The organism is Flavobacterium ardleyense, assembly GCF_033547075.1.
GTDB lineage: Bacteria > Bacteroidota > Bacteroidia > Flavobacteriales > Flavobacteriaceae > Flavobacterium > Flavobacterium ardleyense_A.
On record NZ_CP137891.1, the window covers coordinates 2,513,272 to 2,537,010 of the forward strand.

Below are 23,739 nucleotides of genomic sequence, written 5' to 3' on the forward strand. Positions count from 1 at the left end.
ATTTGCGTTCTGAAATGCCAGTAAATAAAGACGCTGTATAGCTAGAATATTTAAAACATTTTAGATGAAGTTATAGACTAAACTAGCGTCAAAGCACTAAGCTAATTTTTGAGATTGGTAGAATTGAACTAGGATGCGAGCTAATATATTAAAGACCTACTGACAGGCACACAGTTTGCAAGTGGTGGAAGTTTGCTAATTAGTCGATAATTTTGGACATAGATTAAAGTTTTAAGAATGTATTTTTTAATAAAGTTTTATCCAACAAATAAAACTACGTAGTTTCATATAAATTAATTATAATGAGAAAAGTTTTTGTAATTTTTAGTACTACTTCCATAGCTGTAATTGCTATCATGACTTATATCAACTGGAAAGCTGCCTTTCTGTTGTTGATATTTTTGCCATTGATTATCATGGGATTGTACGATATGTATCAATCAAAAAAGACTATCCGTCGTAATTTTCCGCTATTAGGTCGTCTTAGATATTTACTAGAATCAATAGGTCCAGAAATAAGGCAATACTTTGTTGAAACAGATTTGGATGGAAAACCATTCAATCGTTTAGAAAGAAGTCTTATCTACCAAAGAAGTAAAAAAGAAACAGATTCTAATCCATTTGGTACACAGTTAGACGTATATAAAGTAGGATATCAGTGGATTAACCATAGTATCAAGGCAATACCTTTTACAGATGTAGATACAAATCCTCGCATCAGAATTGGATCGTCTCAATGTACAAAACCTTACGATGCTAGTTTGTATAATATCAGCGCGATGAGTTTTGGATCCCTAAGTAAGAATGCCATTTTGGCACTTAATGATGGCGCAAAGCAAGGAGGTTTCTTCCATAATACTGGTGAAGGTGGAATTTCTCCCTATCACTTATTGAAAGGTGGAGATCTTGTGTGGAATATTGGTACAGGTTATTTTTCGTGTCGTGACGACGATGGAAATTTCTCTCCAGAGCATTACGCACAAAGAGCTACTCTTGACAATGTAAAAATGGTAGAAATAAAATTTTCGCAAGGTGCAAAACCTGGCCACGGTGGAATTTTACCTAAAGAAAAAGTTACAGATGAGATTGCAGCAATCCGTCTTGTAAAAAGAGGAATAGATATTATCTCTCCTCCTTCACACTCAGCTTTTAAAACTCCATTAGAATTGATGGACTTTATCAAAGTATTGCGTGAAGGTTCTGGTGGAAAACCAGTTGGAATGAAAATTTGTATTGGAAACAAGTCAGAATTTATTTCTATCTGTAAAGCAATGGTACAAACTGGAACTTATATTGACTACGTTAGTGTTGATGGTGGTGAAGGTGGAACAGGTGCAGCGCCGCAAGAGTACTCAGATCACGTAGGGATGCCTTTGAGAGATTCACTCGCATTTGTCTACGATTGTCTCCACGGCTTTGGCCTTAAAGATCAAGTAAAAATTATTTGTAGTGGTAAAATTATCACTGGCTTTGATATCATTAAAACATTGTCTACTGGAGCTGACCTTTGTAATTCGGCGCGAGGAATGATGTTTGCACTCGGATGTATTCAAGCATTAGAATGTCATACAAATACATGTCCTACTGGAATTGCTACACAAAATCCTAAGTTGGTAAAAGGACTAGTTCCTGGAGATAAAAGTGTGAGAGTTGCAAGATTCCAACACGAGACAGTAAAAAGCGCAATGGAGCTTATGGCTTCAGCAGGAATCGCGCATCCTGATGATGTAGATCGTAGTGTGGTGAGTATGCGTGTTGATAGGACCAAAATTCAGACTTTTGCAGAGACATATCCAGATCTTGAGAAAGGATGTCTTCTTAACGAAGATACAGTACCAAAAGACTTCTTAGTGTATTGGAAAAAAGCGACAGCAGAAAGTTTTTAATAAACTAGCATAATTAAAAAAGTCCGATTTGAATTTTCAAATCGGACTTTTTTAATGATTTATTTTTACAATACTCTACAAGAGACATCGTCTGTAGAATATGTCATTGAAGTTTTTCCTGAGATCTTCTGGAACTCATCATTGCCAGAGTACTGCCTCTAACTAGCATTGACGTTCGGGTCGAAGGGGTTCGCAAAAAAAGAGAAAACCTTACTTAATTTCGATTTTCTTTTTAGAGTTAATCTTAACAATTGCAAAAGGATAAGTCATCACAGACGCCGTCATCGCTCCTTTTTGGGGAGAATTTTCCTTTACGGTCAGGATAATTTTGTCAGCTTCCTCAACCACAGAATCTACGCCTATTGAGTATCCAGCAGATGTCTTTTCGCCCATATTGAGAATTACAAAATTTGCAGTTTTTATGTCGTCTTCGTTAATTTTTTTGCGCAAATCTGGATCACCCAAAAGCATCGTAATTTCATTAGCTTCAGATAGAATTTCGTAAAATTGGATGTCAGCTCCATCTTGATCGCTTTGCAATAACACCTCGTAAAGCGGATGCTTCGAATCTTTTTGATTTTTTTGCGACGAGCAGGCTACGATAAAAATACCACTTAATAATATAGCTACTTTTTTCATAATTCTTTATTTAAAACTTTTTTGTAAAGATCTTCGTATAAAGGTAATATGTTTATAATATCAAAAGTCTTGGCGATTTTTAGTGCATTTGCCTTAAATTGAGCAAGAGTAACTTCGTCTTCTAAAATTGACAGTGCATTTGCAGCCATTGAATCTACGTCCCCTACCGGACTCAAAAAACCCGAAATTCCATCAATATTCACTTCCGGCAGACCTCCCGAATTACTAGAAATAACTGGAACACTCCAAGCCATCGCTTCTAATGCAGCAAGTCCGAAGCTTTCTGTTTCTGATGGAAGTAAAAATAAATCGGTATAACTTAAGATTTGATCTACTTCGTTACTATTTCCCAGAAAGAGAACTTTATCTAAAATACCTAACTTACGACACAATTCTTCGGCCGCCGCTTTTTCAGGACCATCACCAACCATCAATAATTTGGCAGGTATTTTTTCTTGAATTTTTGCAAAAATCTTGACAACATCTGGTATTCTTTTTACTTTTCGAAAATTACTTACGTGCGTAATAATGCGCTCACTACTTTTTGCAATGGCAGAGCGCATGCAAGGAATCGTAGGGTCGTTGATGTTATTATTGAGTTCAATAAAATTGGGAATAACGTGAATCTCTTTCGTGATGTTGAACAAGTCGTAGGTTTGCTGCTTCAAACTTTCAGACACAGAAGTAACCACATCCGACTTGTTAATGCTAAAGCATACCGCTGGTTTGTAAAAAGGATGATTTCCTACCAGAGTTATATCTGTCCCGTGCAACGTTGTAACCATCGGAATTTCGATTCCTTCATCCTTTAACATTTGCTTTGCCATGTAACCAGCATATGCGTGCGGAATAGCATAGTGTACATGTAGAATTTCAATATCATACAATTTTACCATATCAACCAGTTTGCTGGACAAGGCCAACTCATAAGGTTGATAATGAAACAAAGGGTATTCCGGAACATTCACCTCGTGATAATGAACATTAGGTCCTAGCAGAGCCAATCGTACCGGCTGACTGTAGGTAATAAAATGTACTTCGTGTCCTCTTTTTGCAAGTTCTAAACCTAATTCAGTTGCTACTACGCCACTCCCTCCAAATGTTGGATAACATACAATTGCTATTTTCATGTGCTTCTATTCAAAAATTAAAATGTCAAACTATTTTTTACAAAATAAGTTCGAAATTTTTAGTTGTGTATAATTATAGACTGTTGTATAATCTTCTGTATGTCTTCGCGAATATTTTCTCTACTGAGATTATTTACTTCTGAGTTTGGAAATGTTCTATTGGAAAGAAAAATGTACACAATGTCAGTTACAGGATCTGCCCAAACCATTGTACCGGTAAAGCCTGTGTGACCAAAACTTTCGGTAGAAACGCAATTGCAGGTCGGACCTGAATCGCCAGGAAACTGAGGTTTATCAAAGCCAAGTCCACGACGATTACGCATATCTGCATAAATCTGTTTGTTAAAAGTGTCGAAAGTCTTTTCTGAAAAGAATTGGTGATTTCCATAATTTCCTTTCTGTAAATACATCTGCATTAACTTGGCAAGGTCCATTGAATTTGAAAATAATCCTGCATGACCACCAACTCCACCTTCCATGGCAGCTTCCATATCATGCACATAACCCTGAATAGTTTGATGCCTGTAGTAAGTATCATTTTCGGTTGGAGGAATTCTACTCATATCAAACTTTTGTAGCGGATTGAATAGTGTATTGTTCATTCCTAAAATTTTATAGAATTTCTCGTCACTCAATTTATCCAAGGATTTTCCGCTTCTTTGCTCCAAATAGTTTTTAAGTATAATAAATGCAAAATCGCTGTATTTGTATTTATTGTCGCCAGTTAGAGGACTATCGGCGATAAATTTTAAAATAGTATCTCTATAATCATTTCTAATGTACAAATTTTCGGCAACTTGCATGGCAAAGTCAGCTGAGTAACTATGCTTGTAATATTTATCTAGTGGCATTCCCTTATCATCCAAAGTCTTTTTATAGAAAGGCATCCACGCCTGTAAACCAGCCGAATGTGTTAATAAACGTTTTAAATCTATATTAGATTTATTCGTCTTTTTTAGTTGTGGCAACATATCCCCTAACTTGCTATCTGCAGTCAAAACATTGGTATCAAATAGTTGAATAATATTGGGAAGAGTTGCTGCAACTTTCGTAACTGATGCAACATCATAAATATCATCGTTTGTCACTTTAATTGATCTATCGTAAGTATGAGTTCCGTACGATTTTTGAAAAATTACTTTACCACGTCTCGCCACCAATATCTGTGCACCAGGTGTCATCTTTTTGTCAATTGCTTTTTGTGCAATCTGATCAATTTTTGATAAAACGGTTGAGCTCATTCCAACATTTTCCGGAGCGGTAAATCCAAGTCTGTTTAATTTTTTTGTGGTCAAACCATCATTAACTGCAAAAATTTTATTTATAGAAACTGGCAACTTCCCCTTAGCTTCAATTGCTCCAAAAATTAATTGGGCAGATACAATTTGCGATATATCTGTGTTTTGATACGAGATAATAATTGCATCGATATTGGAAAAATTTTTAATGGGCATCAAGGAATATGGTTTTGCGAAAATATCTAAGATTACCGAATTTGATTTTGCAATTGCATCAAGCGTGGCTATCTCAGAATTTTTAAAATCATGTTTTTTCCAAGCACCATCAGCTTTATGAAAGCCAATAATTACCTTAGTAAAATCTTTTAGGCGCAGCAGTAACGTATCAATATTTTTTTCGTCAATTTCAGTTACTTCGGTATACTTTTTTAAAGTCTCTACAAATGGACTTTGATTATCATCACCCAATTTTACATAAGCAATGCGTTCGTTTTCCAATTTCTCTATCGGCAGAATGCTTTTATTATTTTTTATGACTGTTACTGCATTTTCGTACAATTCATATTGAAGAGCTTCATTTTTTAGATTGTTTAAATCATTAAAAAGATTGTTGGTGTTAATGGGATGATAGTGATCAAGACCTACTTTATATTTGTATTTTAATATTTTTTTTACAGAATGTTCCAAGCGCTCTTCGGTTAAGATAGAATCTTGATAGGCTACACAAATTTTCTCCAGTGCCAAAGGAACATCTTCTGCGAATAATAAAATATCATTCCCAGCTAATAAAGCTTCTAAATCTATGTCTCCTGGCTGTTTAAAATTTGATGCACCTTTCATATTTAGCGCATCCGTAAAGATCAGACCTTTAAAGCCTAATTCTTTTTGCAACACATTCGTTACCACGTTGTAAGAAAGCGAAGTTGGGTAATTTTCTCGTGGTTCCAGAGCGGGAACTTGCAAATGCGCTACCATGACCGAAGCAAGACCTTCCTTAAAAAGTTTTTTGTACGGATAAAACTCGGTGCTTTCGAGCCTCTCTTTGGTAAATTTTACCACCGGCAATGTATAATGCGAATCAACCGAAGTATCACCATGGCCTGGAAAATGTTTTCCGGTAGCAAATACGCCTTGTCGTTGAATTCCCCGCATAAGTGCCGAAGCCCTTTTAGTGACATTTACTTTATCTTCACCAAAAGATCGAGTTCCAATAATTGGATTCAGGGGATTAGTATTAATATCAAGAACAGGAGCAAAATTAAAATGTACACCCATTCTTTTGCTTTCTGCGCCATAAGCATCACCCACTTTAGTAATGAGATCTAAATTTTGAATCGCACCCAAAGTCATATTCCACGGAAATCTCGCCACAGAATCCAATCTCATAGACAACCCCCATTCTGCGTCAATTCCAACAAATAATGGAACTTTTGACAAAGACTGATATCGATTTGTAAGATTTGCTTGTCTAACCGGTCCGCCTTGAAAAAATATCACGCCACCAATTTTATAATTCTTTACCAGTCGTGCAATTCGATTTTCGTGAACGGTATCTTTATTGGAGTAAGCGGCAATCATGAAGAGTTGCCCGATACGTTCGTCCAAGGTCATTTGATTATATAAACTGTCTACCCAAATGGTTTCGGGTGTTCTCTTTTGTTGTGGAACTTTTACGCGAAGCTGCGCAAAAGAATATTGCACTACAAATAGTAATGCTATTAATAAGATGCGCATATTTTAGTAAGTTTTTTTTTAAAAGAATCTGCTGTGCCAGCTGTCAATTGCCGGCACTTCCCAGTATTCATTAAATTCGCCAAGATCATTGACCAAATTATTAAATACTATTGTATTACCGGAAACCGACTTTTCTTTAGCCATTTTTTTAAATTCAGCCAATGATTTGTGTGCTATGTGATCTCCAGACTTAAAGGTCACATTCATCTTGTCCAGCAAATCCACGTCATATTTTTTCTCCAATTCTTGTATAAATCGTACTGAATCGTCAATCGAGCAACCCGTGGCAGCTTGAACTTCCTGATTTACCGCAAGGACGATAAATCTATTATATTTTAACTGATAAGAAGCTTCAAGGCTCACGCCATGTGCACTCCAACCTTCGAGGTAATTTTTTAGATCTTTCTCGATTTCTGCAAATTCTTCATCAGAAAATTTTCGATTAGATTGGTAGATCCAAACCTTAGATTCTTCGGGGAGATTTTCAAATGGAACGTACATAAGTATAATTTTTTAGTAATTTGCGCTAACTTCTATAGGTCAGCTGCATTTGCAATAAGTTCGGCAATGTCCATAATCTTGACATCTTGTTCTTTATTTTTAGCCTTTACACCATCAGTAAGCATTGTAGTACAGAAAGGACATCCTGCAGCAATAATTTCTGGCTGAAGATCTAATGCTTCCTCTGTGCGTTCAATATTAACTTCTTTATTTCCTGGCTCGGCATCTTTAAACATTTGCGCACCTCCTGCTCCACAACAAAGACCGTTTTTCTTTGATCGTTTCATCTCGACCAATTCAGCATCCAATTTCATAATCAAATCTCGAGGAGCTTCATAGACATTATTTGCACGCCCTAAGTAACATGGATCATGAAAAGTAATTTTTTTTCCTTTAAACTGTCCACCTTCAATAGTCAGTCTTCCATCATCGAGTAATGATTTAAGAAATTCGGTATGATGCACAATTTCGTAAGTACCACCTAGTTCAGGGTATTCATTTTTTATAGTATTAAAACAATGGGGGCATGCTGTAACAATTTTCTTAGCTTCATATGCATTCAACACTTCAATGTTCATCATTGCTTGCATTTGAAACAAGAACTCGTTTCCCGCACGTTTCGCTGGATCTCCAGTACAACTTTCTTCTGTACCTAATACAGCAAACGACACATTTGATCTATTAAGTATTTTTACAAATGCTTTCGTTATCTTTTTAGCACGATCATCGAAGCTTCCCATACAACCCACCCAAAATAATACTTCGGGCTGTTTTCCGGCGGCAAGCATTTCGGCCATTGTAGGCACTATTAATTTTTCTGACATTGTAATATTTTTATAGTCCAGCAAATTGAATTGCCATACTTTTTTAAATTTTTTGCGAGAGAAATTTTACTTTACTCGTCTTTCCAATTTAATCTATCTTGCTGATTGTAAGCCCAAGCTGCACCGTTATTTTCAATTGTAGAAAACATCGTATTAATTGGCGCTGGAGCTGCACTTTGCTCCATGACAAGAAACTGCCTCATATCCATAATAATTGATAATGGATTAATGTTTACTGGGCACTCTTCAACGCAAGCATTACAAGATGTGCACGCCCATAATTCTTCGGGAGTAATATAATCGTTGAGAAGCGTTTTATTATCTGGAACAAAAACTCCTTTATTTGCGTCTATATTTTTTCCCACTTCCTGTAATCTGTCCCTTGTATCCATCATTATCTTACGAGGAGACAATTTTTTGCCTGTCATATTTGCTGGACAAGCGTCTGTACATCTTCCGCACTCTGTACAAGTATAAGCGTTTAATAGTTGAACCCAGTTAAGATCTTGAACATCACTTGCACCAAATTTTGCAGGAGCTTCTACAACTGTATCAGCGGGAGGCGCTGCAAATGGATCAATGCTTGGATCCATCATCATTTTAACTTCAGCAGTGACGGCAGCGGAGTTTTTAAATTTTCCAAGAGGCTCTAAATTTGCAAAATACGTATTTGGAAATGCAAGAAGTATGTGAAGATGTTTTGAATAGTAGAGGTAATTCATAAAGATTAAAATTCCGGTAATATGTGCCCACCAAAAAGTTCTTTCTAAAAGTATCACCATACTTACGCTTAATCCATCAAATAGTGGCGCTATAAATTGACTAATGGGAAAAGATCCAACTTGTCTGTAGTGCTCTAAATCCTTAAATTGTAGATGATAATCGGCTGCATTCATTAATAAAAATAAAGACATCAAAACAATTTCAAAATATAGAATATAATTGGCATCATCATGAGGCCAGCCTTTTAGATCTGAGTGAATAAATCTTTTTAGCTTTATGATATTTCGTCTTACTAAAAAAATGATTACAGATACAAGGACAAGCACAGCGAGAATTTCAAATGATGCTATGAGAAAATTATAAGCCATCCCCATTGAGCCAAAAATTCTGTGCGTTCCGAAAATTCCATCAATGATAATTTCCAGAAGTTCTATATTAATTATAATAAAACCTAGATACACTATAATGTGAAGCAAACCAGCAACAGGTTTTTTTACCATCTTTTGTTGACCTAAGGCAATTAGTGCCATATTTGCCCATCGCGCCGCGGGATTATCACTTCGGTTAATATCCTGACCGAGTTTGATATTACGAATGATTTTCTTGACACTCATAGCGAAAAACCCAAAGCCACAAGCAAGTAGAATAACAAAAAGTATATTATCTAAGTATGCCATTATCAGAATTAATTATTTGTTATTGTATCAATTTCTACTTCTACCTTTTCCTCTTCAGGTAATGGCTTATATTCTTTCGCTTTTTTTCCAAAAAGTGAAAAATGCACATATCGTTTTGGGTTGCGTTTTAGGTCGCTCAATAATTGCTCAAGTTCACGAGAAGCTCCTTCAAGATTATCATAAACTTTCTCGTCCTTCATCAGTTTACCCAAAGTACCTTTTCCTGATTCAACGTCTGTCATAAGACTATTTACTTTAGCTAATGAGTTCTCTAGTGAGCGGACTGACTTATTAAAATTAATTTTGGAAAGAGAATCCGAAACTTTTGCGAGGTTTTTTGAGGTATGATCAAAATTGGAAACTGCATTTCCTATCTTACTTCTATTTTCTGCTAGCATCGCATTTACACTCTGACTTGCACCCTTAAATTCTAAAAGTGTAGCATTTAAATTGGCCATACTAGCCTTGAAATGAGCTTTGGTTGCAGGGTCCAATAATGTATTAATATTTACAAGTACTGAATCTGCGCTTACCACAGCCTTTTCTATTTTATCTTGAAGAGGAGATAATCTATCGCCAACTAAAGATGTAAGACCAGGCACAACGCCGCTCGCTAAGTAATCTCCACTACTAACAAGGGTTGTATCATCAAGATTTGGAACAATTTGAATTTGCTTTCCACCAATCAATCCTGGTTCGTAGATATTTACCACGCTAGTTTTAGCAATTGGAAAATCACTATCTATCTGCATTTCTATTACTAACTTGCCCGTATTGTTGTCGAGCACAATCGATCGTACTTTTCCAATTACAAAGCCATTAATAGTCACTGGAGCTGAAACTACAAGACCTTCTACATTATCGTATTTGGCATATAACAATTTATGATTTGACAGCAAATCACGTCCTTGTAGAAAGCTATAACCCCAAATAAATAATAAAATGGAACTTATAACCAATATTGCTGTTTTTATTTCTCTAGTTAATTTCAATGGTAGATTTTTTTTTTATTTGACAAATTTAGAACAATAAATTAAATAATGGATTCCTTATTTCATTGCTTCTTGCACCGTGACTTTTTTACCGTCCTTGTATGCAATTACAAATGCCGTTGTGTAGCCCTTTTCTTTAGCTTGTGCTAATAATACTTTGGCTTCTTCATAAGAATCTGCTTCTCCATACATATATCTGTACAGATTATTAACTGGCTCCATTGATATTTGATTCAATCCTTTAAAATTATACGGAGTAGTTTCGAGTTTTGTTCCACTTACAGCTAGTTGAATTTTAAAAACAACTCCTTTTGTACTTGCTGGCGCAGCGACAGGCTTTGGCTCAGCTTTTGTCTCAGCAACCTCCTTTACTGGTTGCCTTGTAGCTGGTTTACTTTCAATTTTTTGTGATGGTCTTACTTCTTCCACCACCGCTCCAGATCCGTAATAAGCTTTCTTGTAATTCACAATCGCCGAAGCAATTGCCTCTGCAACATCATCTTGGCCCCCATCTGAATCTAGATATTTACCTTCGGCATCATTCGAAATAAAACCCATTTCAACCAAAACTCTTGGCATATAGGCTTTGTGCAAAACAAGAAACTGAGCTTGCTTTACTCCGCGATTTTTCCTTTTTAGATTGTCAGTAAAATTATCTTGTATTTTTGAAGCAAGATCAATACTGTTTAAGAGGTACTCTTCTTGCATTAAAGTCATCCCAATTAATGTCTCAGGCGATTTTGGGTCATACCCTTCATATTTTTCCTTATAGTCAGGTTCCAAAGTAACAACTTGGTTTTCCTTTTTTGCTGCTTCTAAATTCGATGCGTTTTTCGTAACTCCCATGACAAACGTTTCTGTACCAAAAGCAGAAGTATTGCTTGTTGCATTGCAGTGAATAGAGACAAATATATTTGCATCAGCTTTATTAGCGATATTTGTACGCTCAATAAGTTCAATAAAAACGTCTGTTTTACGAGTGTAAATAACTTCGATCGATTTATCTTTTTCTAAAATTTTCCCTACTTTTTGCACAACCGCTAAAGCGATGTTTTTTTCAATGTGGCCATTGTATAATGCACCATAATCCTTCCCGCCGTGTCCGGCATCAAGGACAACTTTAAATTTTGATGACTGTGCATTGGCATTGCTTCCAGCTGCAAAAACTATAAATAAGAAAGCTAATTGAATTTTATTTTTGATAGACATAGAAAGTAAAAGTTAATTTAATTGAGAACCCTCGATTATAAAAATATATTTTGATTATTTTTGGACAAAAATAATCTGTAAGTTTGACACTCCAAAAACTACACCATACTTTTACAAAAATAGCATTTAAACCTTTGCACACAAACTTATTTAATATCGTTTTATTAGCATTTTTCCTAACAATAGGTTCTGCAAAAATGTACGCTCAAGAAACAAGAACGCAAAAGCTTGATGCTCCTGCAATACAAAAGACTGATAGTAAAGTTATTGAAGTAAAACTTGGTACTGTAACCGATTCTATCAAAAAAGATACACTAAAACCTGCCAAGACTTTCTTAGATGGAAAAATAAAGTATAAAGCAGAAGATTATACTACAATTGATCAGAAAAAGAAGTTACTGACACTCTATAATAAGGCTGAGCTTTATTATAAAGACATCGAACTGACCGCCGGAAAAATCGTCATGAATTATGAGAAAGACGAAATCTATGCGGGAAGAATAAAAGATTCGACCGGAAAACTCACACAAAATCCCGTTTTTAAGCAAGGAGCAAATGTCGTAACTCCCGATTCAATCCGATTTAACTTTAAAACAAAAAAGGCACTCGTCTATAATAGCCGAACAAATCAAGGCGACTTTAATATAAAAGCTGCAGTTACAAAAAAAGAAAGTGACTCCGTTTACTATATGCAGAATGCGATTTTTACTACCGCAAAAGATATTGATAACCCAGAATATTATTTTCAAACTAGAAAAGTAAAATTAGTACCGGGCAAAAAAGTTGTAGTTGGTTTTACAAATATGGTCATTGCAGATGTCCCAACTCCACTTGCGCTGCCCTTTGCGTTTTTTCCAATGTCTGAGAAAAGTACTTCAGGAATTTTAATACCTTCCTACGGAGACTCGCAAGAACGTGGATTCTCTCTACAAAATTTAGGTTATTATTTTGCCTTAGGCGATCATTATGATTTGGCCGTTCTGGCAGATTATTATACCAATGGTAGTTATGGATTGCGCGCAGAAACAAATTATGCCAAGAGGTATGCCTTTAGCGGAATATTTAATGTGCGTTTTGAGAATTTGATTAGCAGTGAGCGTGGATTTCCAGATTATTCAAAAGGTACTATTTATAATGTGCAGTGGTCGCATATGAAAGATTTAAAATCCAATCCTAGTAGCCGCTTTATGGCATCGGTCAATTTGGGAAGTAGTAAATATTTTCAACAATCAATCAATCAAGCCAATGTTGGATCGCCGCTAAATAATACATTAAGTTCATCTGTTAATTATAGCAAAACTTTTAATACATTACCGCAGGTTAATATGTCTTTAACCGCGACCCATCAACAAAATACGCAGACTGAACAAATTGACATGACCTTGCCTACGTTTCAGTTAAGTGTCGACAGAATTTTCCCATTTGCTCCGAAGGACGGCATCAAAAAAGGGTTTTTTAAAAATATAAACTTACAATATAGCGCAAATGCTAGAAATAGTATATCTACAAATGACTCCTTGTTTTTTACCAAGCAGATGTTTAAAGATGCAAATGTTGGTATGCAGCATAATATTCCATTAAGCACGAATTTTAAACTTCTAAAACATTTTAGTGCCACATCAACTTTTAATTATCAAGAAACCTGGACTTTAAATACTATAAATAAGATTTATGATCCTTTTGAAAATAAGGTTGTCACTGAAAGAGTGAATGGTTTTGACGCCTTTAGAACCTATTCATTGTCCCAAACTTTAGCGACAGTTATTTATGGAACATTTAATTTTAATGCTGATAGTAATATTCAAGCCATCAGGCATGTCATGAAACCGTCTCTTACTTATAGTTATGCTCCTAGTTATGACCAGTATTATGACGAATATGACTATGATGGAACAGGTACTGATTTCAGAAAGTTTTCAAGATTTGAAGGAAGTACGTACGGGGCGCCTGGAAACAATATGTCAAGTCAAATTAGTTATAATTTAACTAATACTTTCGAGGCAAAAGTAAAAGATAAAGATCCGACAAAGACCACTCCTAGAAAGATTTCTTTACTAAATAGTCTCAGCTTTAGAGGTAGTTACAATGTTGCTGCCGATACACTTGCTTGGTCACCGCTGAGCGTTTCGGGCGGAACAACGCTGCTGAAAGACAAGATGCAGGTTAACTTTGGAGCAACTTTAGATCCATATGCTATTGATAATGGTGGCCGGAAGTTGAATACTTTTAATATTGATAATGGTGGAAGTTTATTCAGGATGACAAGCGCTAATTTTTCTATGGGCTATTCGTTGTCAAGTCGCGATGCTAGCAAAACTAAAAAAGATAATAACGATCAAGGCTTTAGAAATGGTGGACGACGAGATGATCTTTTTGGTACTAATGTAGATTTAAATGACACTCGAAAAAGTCAATTTGACGACGACGAAGATACCGAAGAAAAGATCACTAGTTTCTTTAATTCAGATCTGCCGTGGGATTTAACTTTTGCTTACTCACTTACTTACGGAAATAGAAGCCGCGAGAATAAAATTGTCAGCAATTCATTAATGGTTTCGGTTAATACTGATTTAACACCAAAATGGAAAGTAGGAGTCTCAACTGGATATGATTTTGTACAAAAAGGTGTCACACTAACTCAATTTCGATTTGAACGTGATTTATTGAGTTGGCGTATGGATTTTAATTGGTCGCCAATTGGGGAATACGCGTATTGGGGATTTTTTATCGGAATTAAATCGGGAGTTTTAAGTGACATCAAGTGGGAGAAAAGAAATCAGCCTAACCGAATCTTACAATAGTAATTGAATTAAATATATAAATATGAAAAAAATTATTCAAACCAACGATGCCCCTTCACCTATCGGACCTTATAATCAGGCGGTTCAGGTTGGAAATATTGTTTATACTTCAGGACAAGTTGCTTTAAATCCTGCGACGGGAAATCTGGAAATGGAAAGTATTGAAACTGAAACAGAGCAGGTGATGCAAAATCTAAAAGCGGTGCTTACAGCGGCAAATACAAACTTTGAAAATGTGGTAAAAACTACTATTTTCATCACGGACATGGCAAACTTTTCAAAAATCAATGCAGTGTACGGAAAGTATTTTGATGAAGCAACGGCTCCTGCGCGCGAAACTGTACAAGTTGCGGGTTTGCCAAGAGGCGTAAATATCGAAATTTCGATGATGGCAATTGTTTAAAAACTTCTATTCAAGATATATAGATATGGGTATGCAATAGTATACCCATATTTTTTTTGAAAATTTGATGCTGCTATCCACTTTATCATTGCCTTCTTAATAAAAAAAACTAGCTTTTACTAGGCAAGTTCGACTTGTATGAATGTAACTTCGTTAAACTTATGTCATTTGCGCTTTAGACTATCTACCTTGGGGATTTATAAACTAGCGCTTCATCCTATACATTTTCTATATGATGTCTGATTAAGCCATCTATTGGTCTGCGATATACTTCTCCTAATTCTAGATTGTGCCTATGCAAAACAAGTTCTAATTCATCTTTAAGATAGAACGCAATAGATCCTACGAAGTGCAGAGGTACTTCTCTAAAGTTGTCATATTGTTTGATGTAATTTTCCAAAAATGACTCGATGTTCTCGAGAATCATATTTTGCAAGTAAGGATGCTCTTTATTTTCTATCAGAAATTTGGCATAAGTTGCCAGATATGCATTTGGATTGGCCTCTTTGTATAAGTTATGTTTGACTGAATCGGCATCGAGATCATATTCCTCAGCCAAAATTACGGCTAAGTTGGAAGGCATTTTATTAAAGTAATAGGAGCGAATTAATTGTCTACCAAAGAAGTTTCCGCTGCAATCGTCCATTGCGATATAGCCGAGAGATTGTACTTTTTGATGTACTTCTTGGCCGTCATAATAACTGCAATTGGAACCTGTGCCGAGAATGCTTACAATTGCTTTCTCATCCAATCCACAAGTGGCGTAGATTGCTGCATAGGTATCTTCGTGAACCGATACTACTGCATTGGCAAAATATTTTTCTAGAATTTGAGCTAAGAATTTCTTCATCCTATCAGTACCGCAGCCTGCGCCGTAGAAGAAAAGATGAGAAACTTTTTCTCTATTCTGCGAGATATCAAAACGTTCGTTGATTCGGCTTAGAATTGATTCTTGGTTTAAAATTTCGGGATTTAATCCGAGGGTTTGAGTGGTGAAAATTACAGTTCCCGAATTGTCAATTGCAATCCAATCAGCTTTGGTTGATCCGCTGTCGACGATTAATTTCATAATAGTTTTTTGAAACAAAAATTGGTAATAAAAACGTGAATCCCTAGCCCCGATAGAAACGGAAATCCCGGCATTGCCATTTGCCTTCTTGTAGCAGTGGCGGTACAGAGCGACCAACGGAAGCTCCTGTCCCGCCATCTGCTACGGCAAATAGCAATGCCGGATTGTAGAGAATAGCGGGATAAAGCTCCTAAGAAAATTTATTTTAATTTGGAAATCAGCACTGCCAAATCGATCATTTTGGCCGAAAAACCGTATTCGTTATCGTACCAAGAAATGATTTTGAAAAATGTAGAATTCAGTTCAATTCCCGCCTTGGCATCGATGATCGATGTGCGCGGATCGGAGACAAAATCCTGTGATACTACAAGATCTTCGGTATAGCCCAAAATTCCTTTGTAATTGGTTTCTGATGCTTTTTTGAGCACTTGCATTATTTGATCGTAGGAAGTTTCCTTGGCCAATTTTACGGTTAAATCTACTGCCGAAACATCCAAAACCGGTACTCTCATTGCCATTCCAGTCAATTTGCCTTTTAGTTCAGGAATTACTTTTCCCACCGCAATTGCAGCGCCAGTAGAAGCTGGTATAATATTATTTAAGGCAGATCGGCCACCGCGAAAATCTTTTTTGGAGGCGCCATCTACGCAGAGTTGCGATGCTGTAACGGCGTGAATTGTAGTCATTAAACCTTCGACAATTCCGAACTCGTCGTTCAGGATTTTTGCCAATGGTGCCAAGCAGTTTGTGGTGCAAGATGCGTTGGACACCACAGTATCTTCGGCTTTTGCATCCTGATGATTAACGCCCATTACAAACATAGGTGCATCCTTTGAAGCGGCAGAAATAACCACTTTTTTGGCTCCACCTGTAATATGCGCCGCGGCGGATTCCTTAGTGGTGAAAAGTCCAGTACATTCCATAACAATTTCTGCACCTACTTGGTCCCACTTCAATAGCGTAGGGTCTTTTTCAGTCGTAGTTCTAATATATTTGTCATCGATGTATAACTTATCGTCTTTAACTTCTACTTTATGATTAAAACGGCCGTGAACAGAATCGTATTTTAATAAATATGCGAGGTGATCTACCGCCAAAAGATCATTGATAGCAACTACTTCGGCATCATTACGATCAAAGGTTTCACGTAAAACAAGCCGACCGATTCTTCCAAAACCATTTATTCCTAATTGAACTTTTGCCATAATTTTTATTTTTTTTATTTAAATATAATATTTTATGTGGACATAATATCTGAGACCCTCAATAATTCCATATCCACTTTTGTACTTCCTTTGATGGCTTTCTCTAAGGGCACTAATTCTATTTGATCATTGCGTAGGCCAACCATAAAGTTAGATTTGCCTTCCATTAGTGATTCTACAGCTTTTACTCCAAACCTGCTTGCCAAAACTCTATCAAAACAAGATGGTGCGCCACCTCTTTGCATATGCCCTAAAACGGAAACTCGGACGTCGTATTCGCTTAGGTTTTCTTCGACATACTCTTTAAGTTCGAACACGGTTTTTCCTATTTTGCCACCTTCGGATATTACGACAATGCTAGAAGATTTGCCCGATTCTTTACTGCGGCGAAGCGACTCTAAAAGTCTCTCTACCCCCAAATTTTCTTCGGGAATCAGTATCTCCTCTGCTCCTGCTCCAATTCCTGCATTTAAGGCGATGTGACCACAATCTCTGCCCATCACTTCGACCAAGAAAAGGCGGTTATGAGAACTTGCGGTATCGCGAATTTTGTCAATAACTTCGACCACGGTGTTTAGTGCGGTGTCATATCCTAATGTGTGTGTAGTGCCAAAAATATCATTGTCAATCGTTCCAGGAATTGCAATAATTGGAATATTAGTTTCTTTGTGCAAAGTAGTTGCACCTTTAAAACTTCCATCGCCTCCAATGACAACAAGTGCATCAATGTTGGCGTCCTTTAAATGTTGGTAAGCCTTTTCACGACCTTCTTTTTCCATAAATTCTTTACATCGCGCTGACTTGAGCATTGTGCCCCCTTTGTTGATGATGTTGTTTACAGATCGTGGTCCTAATTCTATAAAATCACCTTCTAAAAGTCCTTGAAAGCCTCTGTAAATTCCTTGACATTGTAGTCCATGATAAGCACAAGTTCGCACTACTGCACGAATTGCAGCATTCATTCCAGGTGAGTCACCGCCTGAGGTTAGAACGCCAATTTTTTTAATTTTCTTATCCATCTAATTTTTTGAATATAGTGTAAATTTACTAAACATCTTAATGCTACAGTAAAGTGCTAATGTAATATTACTACTAAAAAGTTTAATAATTCTAAAATTACCGAAGCAATTATCTTATTCTTCGGGCGGGCGCGATTCGTGGTTGGGTTTTACTGTATCTGCTTTTTTCTTTTTCTTCTTATCAGTACTAAAGTTGATGTAATCTGGATTGATTTCTGAATCCTGTATATCATCTACGGTAGTTGGAGCTTGTTCGAGCTTGATATTTTTGAAAATTTTATTTACCAGTTGTTTAAAAGTATTAAAATCAACTTCGTATGTGATACCAATTCCCTGCGTATAAGCAATTCCTTCTCCTATATAGCTAATGTCATTTTCTCTGTTAAATACCCGCAGATTCATTGATCCATCTGCATTTACTCTATACAAAATTTCCACATCGCCTACTATGGCAGTTTCGTTAATTCCGCCTACGGGAACCCCTACTTTTCCGTTGATACTAATCCTATCATTTAAATGGGTAGAGACAGCAAAACCAAAGCGACCATCCGTTTCTATTCCCGGTCGTTTGTCGGCGGAGACATAATCAATGCCCACTACGAATTTTCCTTCTTCGTCTTGAAAAATATCATTGAATAATCCACTCGCACGCTCAAAGAAGTTACCAGCAAAATCTGACTGACTTACGCCTTCTGGACTCAAAAAACCACCGCTCGAAAGCAGGTATAAAGCTTGAGTTTGTCGCGTATCTCTATCGTTTAATTTATATTCTATTTCTGATTTTAGAACCGAACTTACAGTTGGAAACTCAATTTGGAAATCGGGCTCGGGATTGCTTAAGCTACCTCGAATGCCCACCAACACTTCCACTGGAATTTTTTTGTTGAAGGAGGCATTTTCTAATAAAACAGCTGGATTTGCGGTGGTCTTGTATACAGCCTCAAGGTTTAGTACCGCCCGCATCGGATCGCCTTCCCAAACAATCGAACCGCCTTTTTTAACATTAAACTTCTTGTCAATTAGTCCACCGTATTTAAAATTGTACACACCTTCATACGCTTGGAAATCTCCCCACATATTAAATTTCCCTAAAGTATTAATCTTAAATAATAGTGAGCCAAACCCTTTTCCACGGATTCCGTGTCCTGTGTTTTTATCCAAAATCACTTCAACTTCTGCATCTGGCGTTATATCAAAATCAAATTCTAATTCAAGTCCATTGTAGTCTCTGTTGGTTACGACAATACCGTGATCGTTATTGTATTTTTCTTGTGGAGACAGGAAATGAATATAACTATTTGACCCTACTGCTTCTGAATTATTTATAGGAATTTTGAAATTTGTACCTTTTTCAGATTTAGCATTTACTTTAATAAATAATGCGTTAGTAGGACCCGAAATGGTTGCCACTCCATCAATAAATGCTGTTCCGTAATACGCTGCATCATCACTATCACCGGTATCTAATGCTAATAATCTACTAGATTTAATTTCTAAATCTAATTTCCAATCGTCAAATTTATTATGTCTTACTCTACCATTTAAGAACCCTACGGTATTGTATTTTGTATCTTTTATAATAGAATTTCGAATAATAAACGAAGATTCAGTAACATCAACGATTGACTTTTTGTCGAGTTCATAATTTACATTCAAATATGGAATTGTTAAACCTGCATCATCTAGAAATAATCGACCATTTATTTCGGGATCGTCAAGATTACCTTCTATTCTAGCAGTACCCGAGACTAAACCTCTAATATCTGTAATGACCTCGCCTCCTAGCGAACTCAATATTCCTAAATTAAATTCGGCAAAACGCAAATCTATATCCGCTGAAGTTTTTGAATCTTTTACCTCAAAACTTCCATCAGCCTTAAATGACTGCACAAAATCATTATCAATCGTAGATTTTACATAAAACTTTTGGAAGGTTTTATCGCCGCTAACATCGAGAAGCATTCTTCCTAAAGCAATATCGTTTATTTTTAGACTGTCAATACTTAACGACGAGGTGGGCTTGAAAACGTCCTTATTTTGGATAAAGTTAATTTCACCATTTAGACTACCTTCAACTTTTAGGTTACTCAATTCGGGCGTTATCCTATACAAATCTATATCTTGGAAGGTCAGATTTAGATCTTTCTTAGTTGTCCCCGACAGGGTTCCATCTAAAACCACCTGCTGATTTTCGTGCGACAAAACAATATTATCCAAAGCAAAATCCTTTAAAGCTTTATCAAAAACTATCTTGTTGTGTTCATTGTCATTTTCGTTGAGATACCACAAATAATCCTTGAATTTCATTTCACTTTTTGCGAAACCAATTATACTGTTTTTAGCTTTATCAATTGTATGATATAAATTCAGATTATAATAATCTTGTTCTTGATCTCCTCCTTTAAATTCTGTTCGTACAAATAGCGTGTCTCTAGCGGTGACATTTAGCAACTGAAAATCAGCTATCTTATAACGAGATGTTTTTATACTATCAATTGCGATATAGGCATTATAAAGTGGATTTTTGTTATCAATCTTTAAGGAGACCTGATCAATTATATTATCAAAAAGATCAATCTTTGGTGAATTAAAATTTAATTTAAAATCATCGTTGTCAGAATTTATACTTCCATCCACAGTTGTATTGGTAGAGAGTGAGATTCCGGGATTAAAAAGTTCAATAATTTTATTATAAATAGTAAAATTGAAATTTAGAAACTGCCCTTTTTTAACTTTATTAGGAACGTAGTTGGCATACAAACTTCCTAATGAATTTTCGACCATTTTGCGGAGTTGACCAAATTCATATTTTCCAACCATTTTCCCCGAAATTATATCTGGGGAGTTTATTGTAATAGTTCGCACTTTATTTGCTTCGAAAAAAGATTCGATAACAAAATCATTGAATAGAAAAGTGTCATAGTTATTTTGATAAGAGGCTTCAGAAATATTGATTGTACCCTGCATATCGTCAATTGTGTTACCAATGACATTCATATTAACATCACCTTTAATAATTGCAATTGAATCACCCTTCACAAAATTCAATTTGGTAAGATTGGCATAATCGATTTTAGTGTGAAAATCAAACATCATATCCCTTCGACCGAGATTTACAGCACCATCAAAGTCCATAAACAAGTTAGGATCATTTATAAAAAACTCTCCGGTAAAAACAGGCTTCTTATAATTTCCGTTGACGATAATATTTTTATAATTATAATCATTGTAGCGCAGGCTATAAATATCTCCAGTGAATTTAGTGTCAAGATATTGCTCAGTAAATCCTTTCCCATCTACATCTACATTAAGTGTAACTCTGCCAATATCTGTCCTGTCAAGAACTTTTCCAAGATCGACATTTTCTAAAATTATATTGCCTGAATAGGATGCATTATCAATATTGTTGATGTTATTCATTTTGAGATTAGACTGCACATTTCCTAGAGCAGTGCTCATATAAATATCCGCATTAATATAAGTCGTAGTTATTTCGGCATCACCCCGAACATTAAAACGTCCAATTTTAGCAAGAGTTGATGGCAATTTCTTACCAAGAATGTTAGGAAGTAGATCAGTTAAATTTTTATAATCTGAAATAACTCTATCAAATGAACCTTTCATATAAAAGTCTTGCCCAGTCTGTCCAAATAGATTTTTGAAGTTTACATCTCCTACAATTTCCGAAACGGCACCTTCTCGCAGTTGCAGGTTCTTGACGCTAAAGTCATTTAAAGTTCCCTTTATATCCGCTACAATATCAAATTTTCTATCTGCTCCAAGTTCTTTGTAAAAATATGCGATATCATTGGTGGCTATTGAAGCGTTGTTTATTGCGATGTCAAATTTAACTTTGTTATTAAAATCGGCAAAATCCGTACGAATATAGCGTAAGGCGACATCCCCATCAAAGTTGGAATCTTCGGTAAAGAATTTTAGTTTGTTGAGTAAGATATTTGATTTAGTGTAGGTGAAATCTGTAGTGAAATCGCTCACATACAACCCTCTAAAATCCCGAAATCCCATTCTATTAATAAACATCGTGACATCAGGACCGTGAACTTTTAGCCTATTCATTGTCGCGTCAATTCTAGTAAAATCAACACTTTTGGGCACTTCGAGGTTGTTATCTATCAGTACGAAGCGACTGTTAGTAAGATAAACATTTTTTGCGGTAAGCAGAAACTTTTTTGATGGATCGCCTGTAGGCTCGGTATCAAATGCAGCGATAAAGAGATCTAGATTCGAGTCTTTTTCGTCTTTATAGATTTTCATATTTAGAAGTAATCCATCTGCTCGAATATCTCCAAAAAATAAATCACCATTATAAAGTTTTTTAAAACTTAAAATATTGGTCTGAATTTTCTTAGCATAAATCAAAGTATCTTGGTGATGATCTCGAATAAATACTTGCTGTAATTTTACGGTACCAAAAATCGTTACCTTTATTCGCTCAACATTAATATCTGTTTTAAAGTCCTGATTAAGCTTTTCAGTTAGATATTGCGCTAGTTTTGTTTGCACTGCGGGTAGTGAAATCGCGATAGCGAGTACCAATAAAAGTAGAATAAGTCCGAGTAGTGAACGTAATACTATTTTTTTAAATTTTTTGATACTTATTAATGTTTTAAATTTGTCCAAATATAATTCAAAAAACCAAGCATTTATGCCTGATTCGGTAGTTTTTATTCTAGCAATTGAAAGTTCTTGTGACGACACAGCAGCGTCTGTGATGGAAAACGATAAAGTACTATCAAATGTTGTCGCAAATCAGCTGATTCATCAGCAATATGGTGGTGTCGTACCAGAATTAGCTTCCAGAGCGCATCAACAAAACATTGTTCCAGTGGTAGATGTTGCACTCAAAAAGGCGGGAATTTCTAGAGAGCAACTTTCTGCAATTGCATTTACTCAAGGTCCTGGATTGATGGGGTCTCTTCTAGTTGGTAGTTCATTTGCCAAATCAATGGCGTTTGCACTTGGAATTCCGTTAATTGCAGTTAACCATATGCAAGCACATATTTTGGCACATTTTATTGATGAGGATTCAATGGAAAAACCGGATTTTCCATTTTTAGCCCTTACAATTAGTGGTGGTCACACCCAAATTGTTCAGGTTACTGATTATTTTGACATGAAAGTAATTGGCACCACAACAGATGATGCGGTGGGGGAAGCTTTTGATAAAACTGCTAAAATTTTAGGTCTTCCCTACCCTGGTGGACCGTTGATTGATAAGTATGCTCAATTAGGAAATTGCAAAGCATACCAATTTACAAAACCAAGAATAGACGGTCTCGATTTTAGTTTTTCAGGTTTAAAGACTCAAATTTTATATTTTGTTCAAAAGCAAGTAAAAGAAAATCCAAATTTTATTGCCAATAATATCAATGATATTTGCGCTTCTGTACAACACACAATTGTAACAATTTTGATGGACAAATTGAAACTTGCGGTTGCTCAGACTGGCATAAACAGCATTGCAATCGGTGGCGGTGTTTCGGCAAATAGCGGTATTAGATTGGCCTTAATAAACGCTCGAAAAGAGTTAGGATGGAAGACTTTTATTCCAAAATTTGAATACACAACAGACAATGCCGCGATGATTGGCATCGTAGGATATCATAAATATTTAGAAAATGATTTTGAGAATGCTTCAGTAGTTTCAAAATCTAGAACCACATTTTAA

General features: G+C 35.9%; 16 protein-coding genes. 4 read left to right on the forward strand and 12 right to left on the reverse strand.

Annotation, left to right across the window (positions count from 1 at the left end):
• Nucleotides 1-302 precede the first annotated feature (302 nt).
• Nucleotides 303-1,886 carry an FMN-binding glutamate synthase family protein gene (locus SBO79_RS10890; RefSeq protein ID WP_318640427.1) on the forward strand — a complete coding sequence of 528 codons (1,584 nt, stop codon included), beginning with the start codon at nt 303-305 and terminating at the stop codon, nt 1,884-1,886.
• Nucleotides 1,887-2,096: 210 nt separating this feature from the next.
• On the opposite strand, the gene SBO79_RS10895 is transcribed toward SBO79_RS10890, so the two are convergent.
• The 8 genes from SBO79_RS10895 to SBO79_RS10930 form a co-directional block, all read right to left on the reverse strand.
• Nucleotides 2,097-2,525, reverse strand: a complete 429-nt coding sequence (locus SBO79_RS10895) for a protease complex subunit PrcB family protein (protein ID WP_318640428.1) — start codon at nt 2,523-2,525, stop codon at nt 2,097-2,099.
• Nucleotides 2,522-3,655, reverse strand: coding sequence for an N-acetyl-alpha-D-glucosaminyl L-malate synthase BshA (gene bshA / locus SBO79_RS10900; protein ID WP_318640429.1), 1,134 nt, complete (start codon nt 3,653-3,655; stop codon nt 2,522-2,524). Before bshA ends, SBO79_RS10895 begins: the two co-directional genes overlap by 4 nt.
• Before the next feature lie 59 nt (nt 3,656-3,714).
• A complete protein-coding gene (locus SBO79_RS10905; protein ID WP_318640430.1) occupies nt 3,715-6,627 on the reverse strand; it encodes a serine hydrolase domain-containing protein in 2,913 nt (970 codons plus the stop codon).
• Nucleotides 6,628-6,645: 18 nt separating this feature from the next.
• Nucleotides 6,646-7,128 (reverse strand): ABC transporter ATPase, encoded by a 483-nt coding sequence (locus SBO79_RS10910; protein WP_318640431.1) that lies wholly within the window; start codon nt 7,126-7,128, stop codon nt 6,646-6,648.
• Between the two features lie 32 nt (nt 7,129-7,160).
• Complete coding sequence (locus tag SBO79_RS10915) at nt 7,161-7,952, reverse strand: (Fe-S)-binding protein (protein ID WP_318640432.1); 792 nt, start codon at nt 7,950-7,952, stop codon at nt 7,161-7,163.
• A gap of 71 nt (nt 7,953-8,023) precedes the next feature.
• Complete coding sequence (locus tag SBO79_RS10920; protein ID WP_318640433.1) at nt 8,024-9,352, reverse strand: 4Fe-4S dicluster domain-containing protein; 1,329 nt, start codon at nt 9,350-9,352, stop codon at nt 8,024-8,026.
• Between the two features lie 8 nt (nt 9,353-9,360).
• Nucleotides 9,361-10,344, reverse strand: coding sequence for an MlaD family protein (locus SBO79_RS10925; RefSeq protein WP_318640434.1), 984 nt, complete (start codon nt 10,342-10,344; stop codon nt 9,361-9,363).
• A gap of 57 nt (nt 10,345-10,401) precedes the next feature.
• Nucleotides 10,402-11,553 carry an N-acetylmuramoyl-L-alanine amidase family protein gene (locus SBO79_RS10930; RefSeq protein WP_318640435.1) on the reverse strand — a complete coding sequence of 384 codons (1,152 nt, stop codon included), beginning with the start codon at nt 11,551-11,553 and terminating at the stop codon, nt 10,402-10,404.
• 134 nt (nt 11,554-11,687) lie between these two features.
• Between SBO79_RS10930 and SBO79_RS10935 the strand changes: the two genes are divergently transcribed.
• Together SBO79_RS10935 and SBO79_RS10940 are read left to right on the forward strand one after the other, a co-directional pair.
• Nucleotides 11,688-14,354 (forward strand): putative LPS assembly protein LptD, encoded by a 2,667-nt coding sequence (locus SBO79_RS10935; protein ID WP_318640436.1) that lies wholly within the window; start codon nt 11,688-11,690, stop codon nt 14,352-14,354.
• Nucleotides 14,355-14,376: 22 nt separating this feature from the next.
• Nucleotides 14,377-14,757 carry a Rid family detoxifying hydrolase gene (locus SBO79_RS10940; protein WP_318640437.1) on the forward strand — a complete coding sequence of 127 codons (381 nt, stop codon included), beginning with the start codon at nt 14,377-14,379 and terminating at the stop codon, nt 14,755-14,757.
• A gap of 217 nt (nt 14,758-14,974) precedes the next feature.
• Here the strand turns inward: SBO79_RS10940 and SBO79_RS10945 are convergent, their stop codons facing one another.
• From SBO79_RS10945 to SBO79_RS10960, 4 genes are all read right to left on the reverse strand, one after another.
• The gene (locus tag SBO79_RS10945; protein WP_318640438.1) at nt 14,975-15,826 is read right to left on the reverse strand and encodes an N-acetylglucosamine kinase; all 852 of its coding nucleotides are present in this window, start codon (nt 15,824-15,826) and stop codon (nt 14,975-14,977) included.
• Between the two features lie 200 nt (nt 15,827-16,026).
• On the reverse strand, nt 16,027-17,031 hold the full coding sequence (gap, locus tag SBO79_RS10950; protein ID WP_318640439.1) for a type I glyceraldehyde-3-phosphate dehydrogenase: 1,005 nt from the start codon (nt 17,029-17,031) through the stop codon (nt 16,027-16,029).
• Between the two features lie 32 nt (nt 17,032-17,063).
• Entirely contained in the window at nt 17,064-18,050 is a 987-nt protein-coding gene (gene pfkA / locus SBO79_RS10955) for a 6-phosphofructokinase (RefSeq protein ID WP_318640440.1), read from the reverse strand.
• 114 nt (nt 18,051-18,164) lie between these two features.
• Complete coding sequence (locus SBO79_RS10960) at nt 18,165-22,769, reverse strand: translocation/assembly module TamB domain-containing protein (RefSeq protein ID WP_318640441.1); 4,605 nt, start codon at nt 22,767-22,769, stop codon at nt 18,165-18,167.
• Here SBO79_RS10960 and tsaD point away from each other — a divergent pair.
• A complete protein-coding gene (tsaD, locus tag SBO79_RS10965; protein ID WP_318640442.1) occupies nt 22,717-23,739 on the forward strand; it encodes a tRNA (adenosine(37)-N6)-threonylcarbamoyltransferase complex transferase subunit TsaD in 1,023 nt (340 codons plus the stop codon). The two genes, SBO79_RS10960 and tsaD, sit on opposite strands and share 53 nt — an antisense overlap.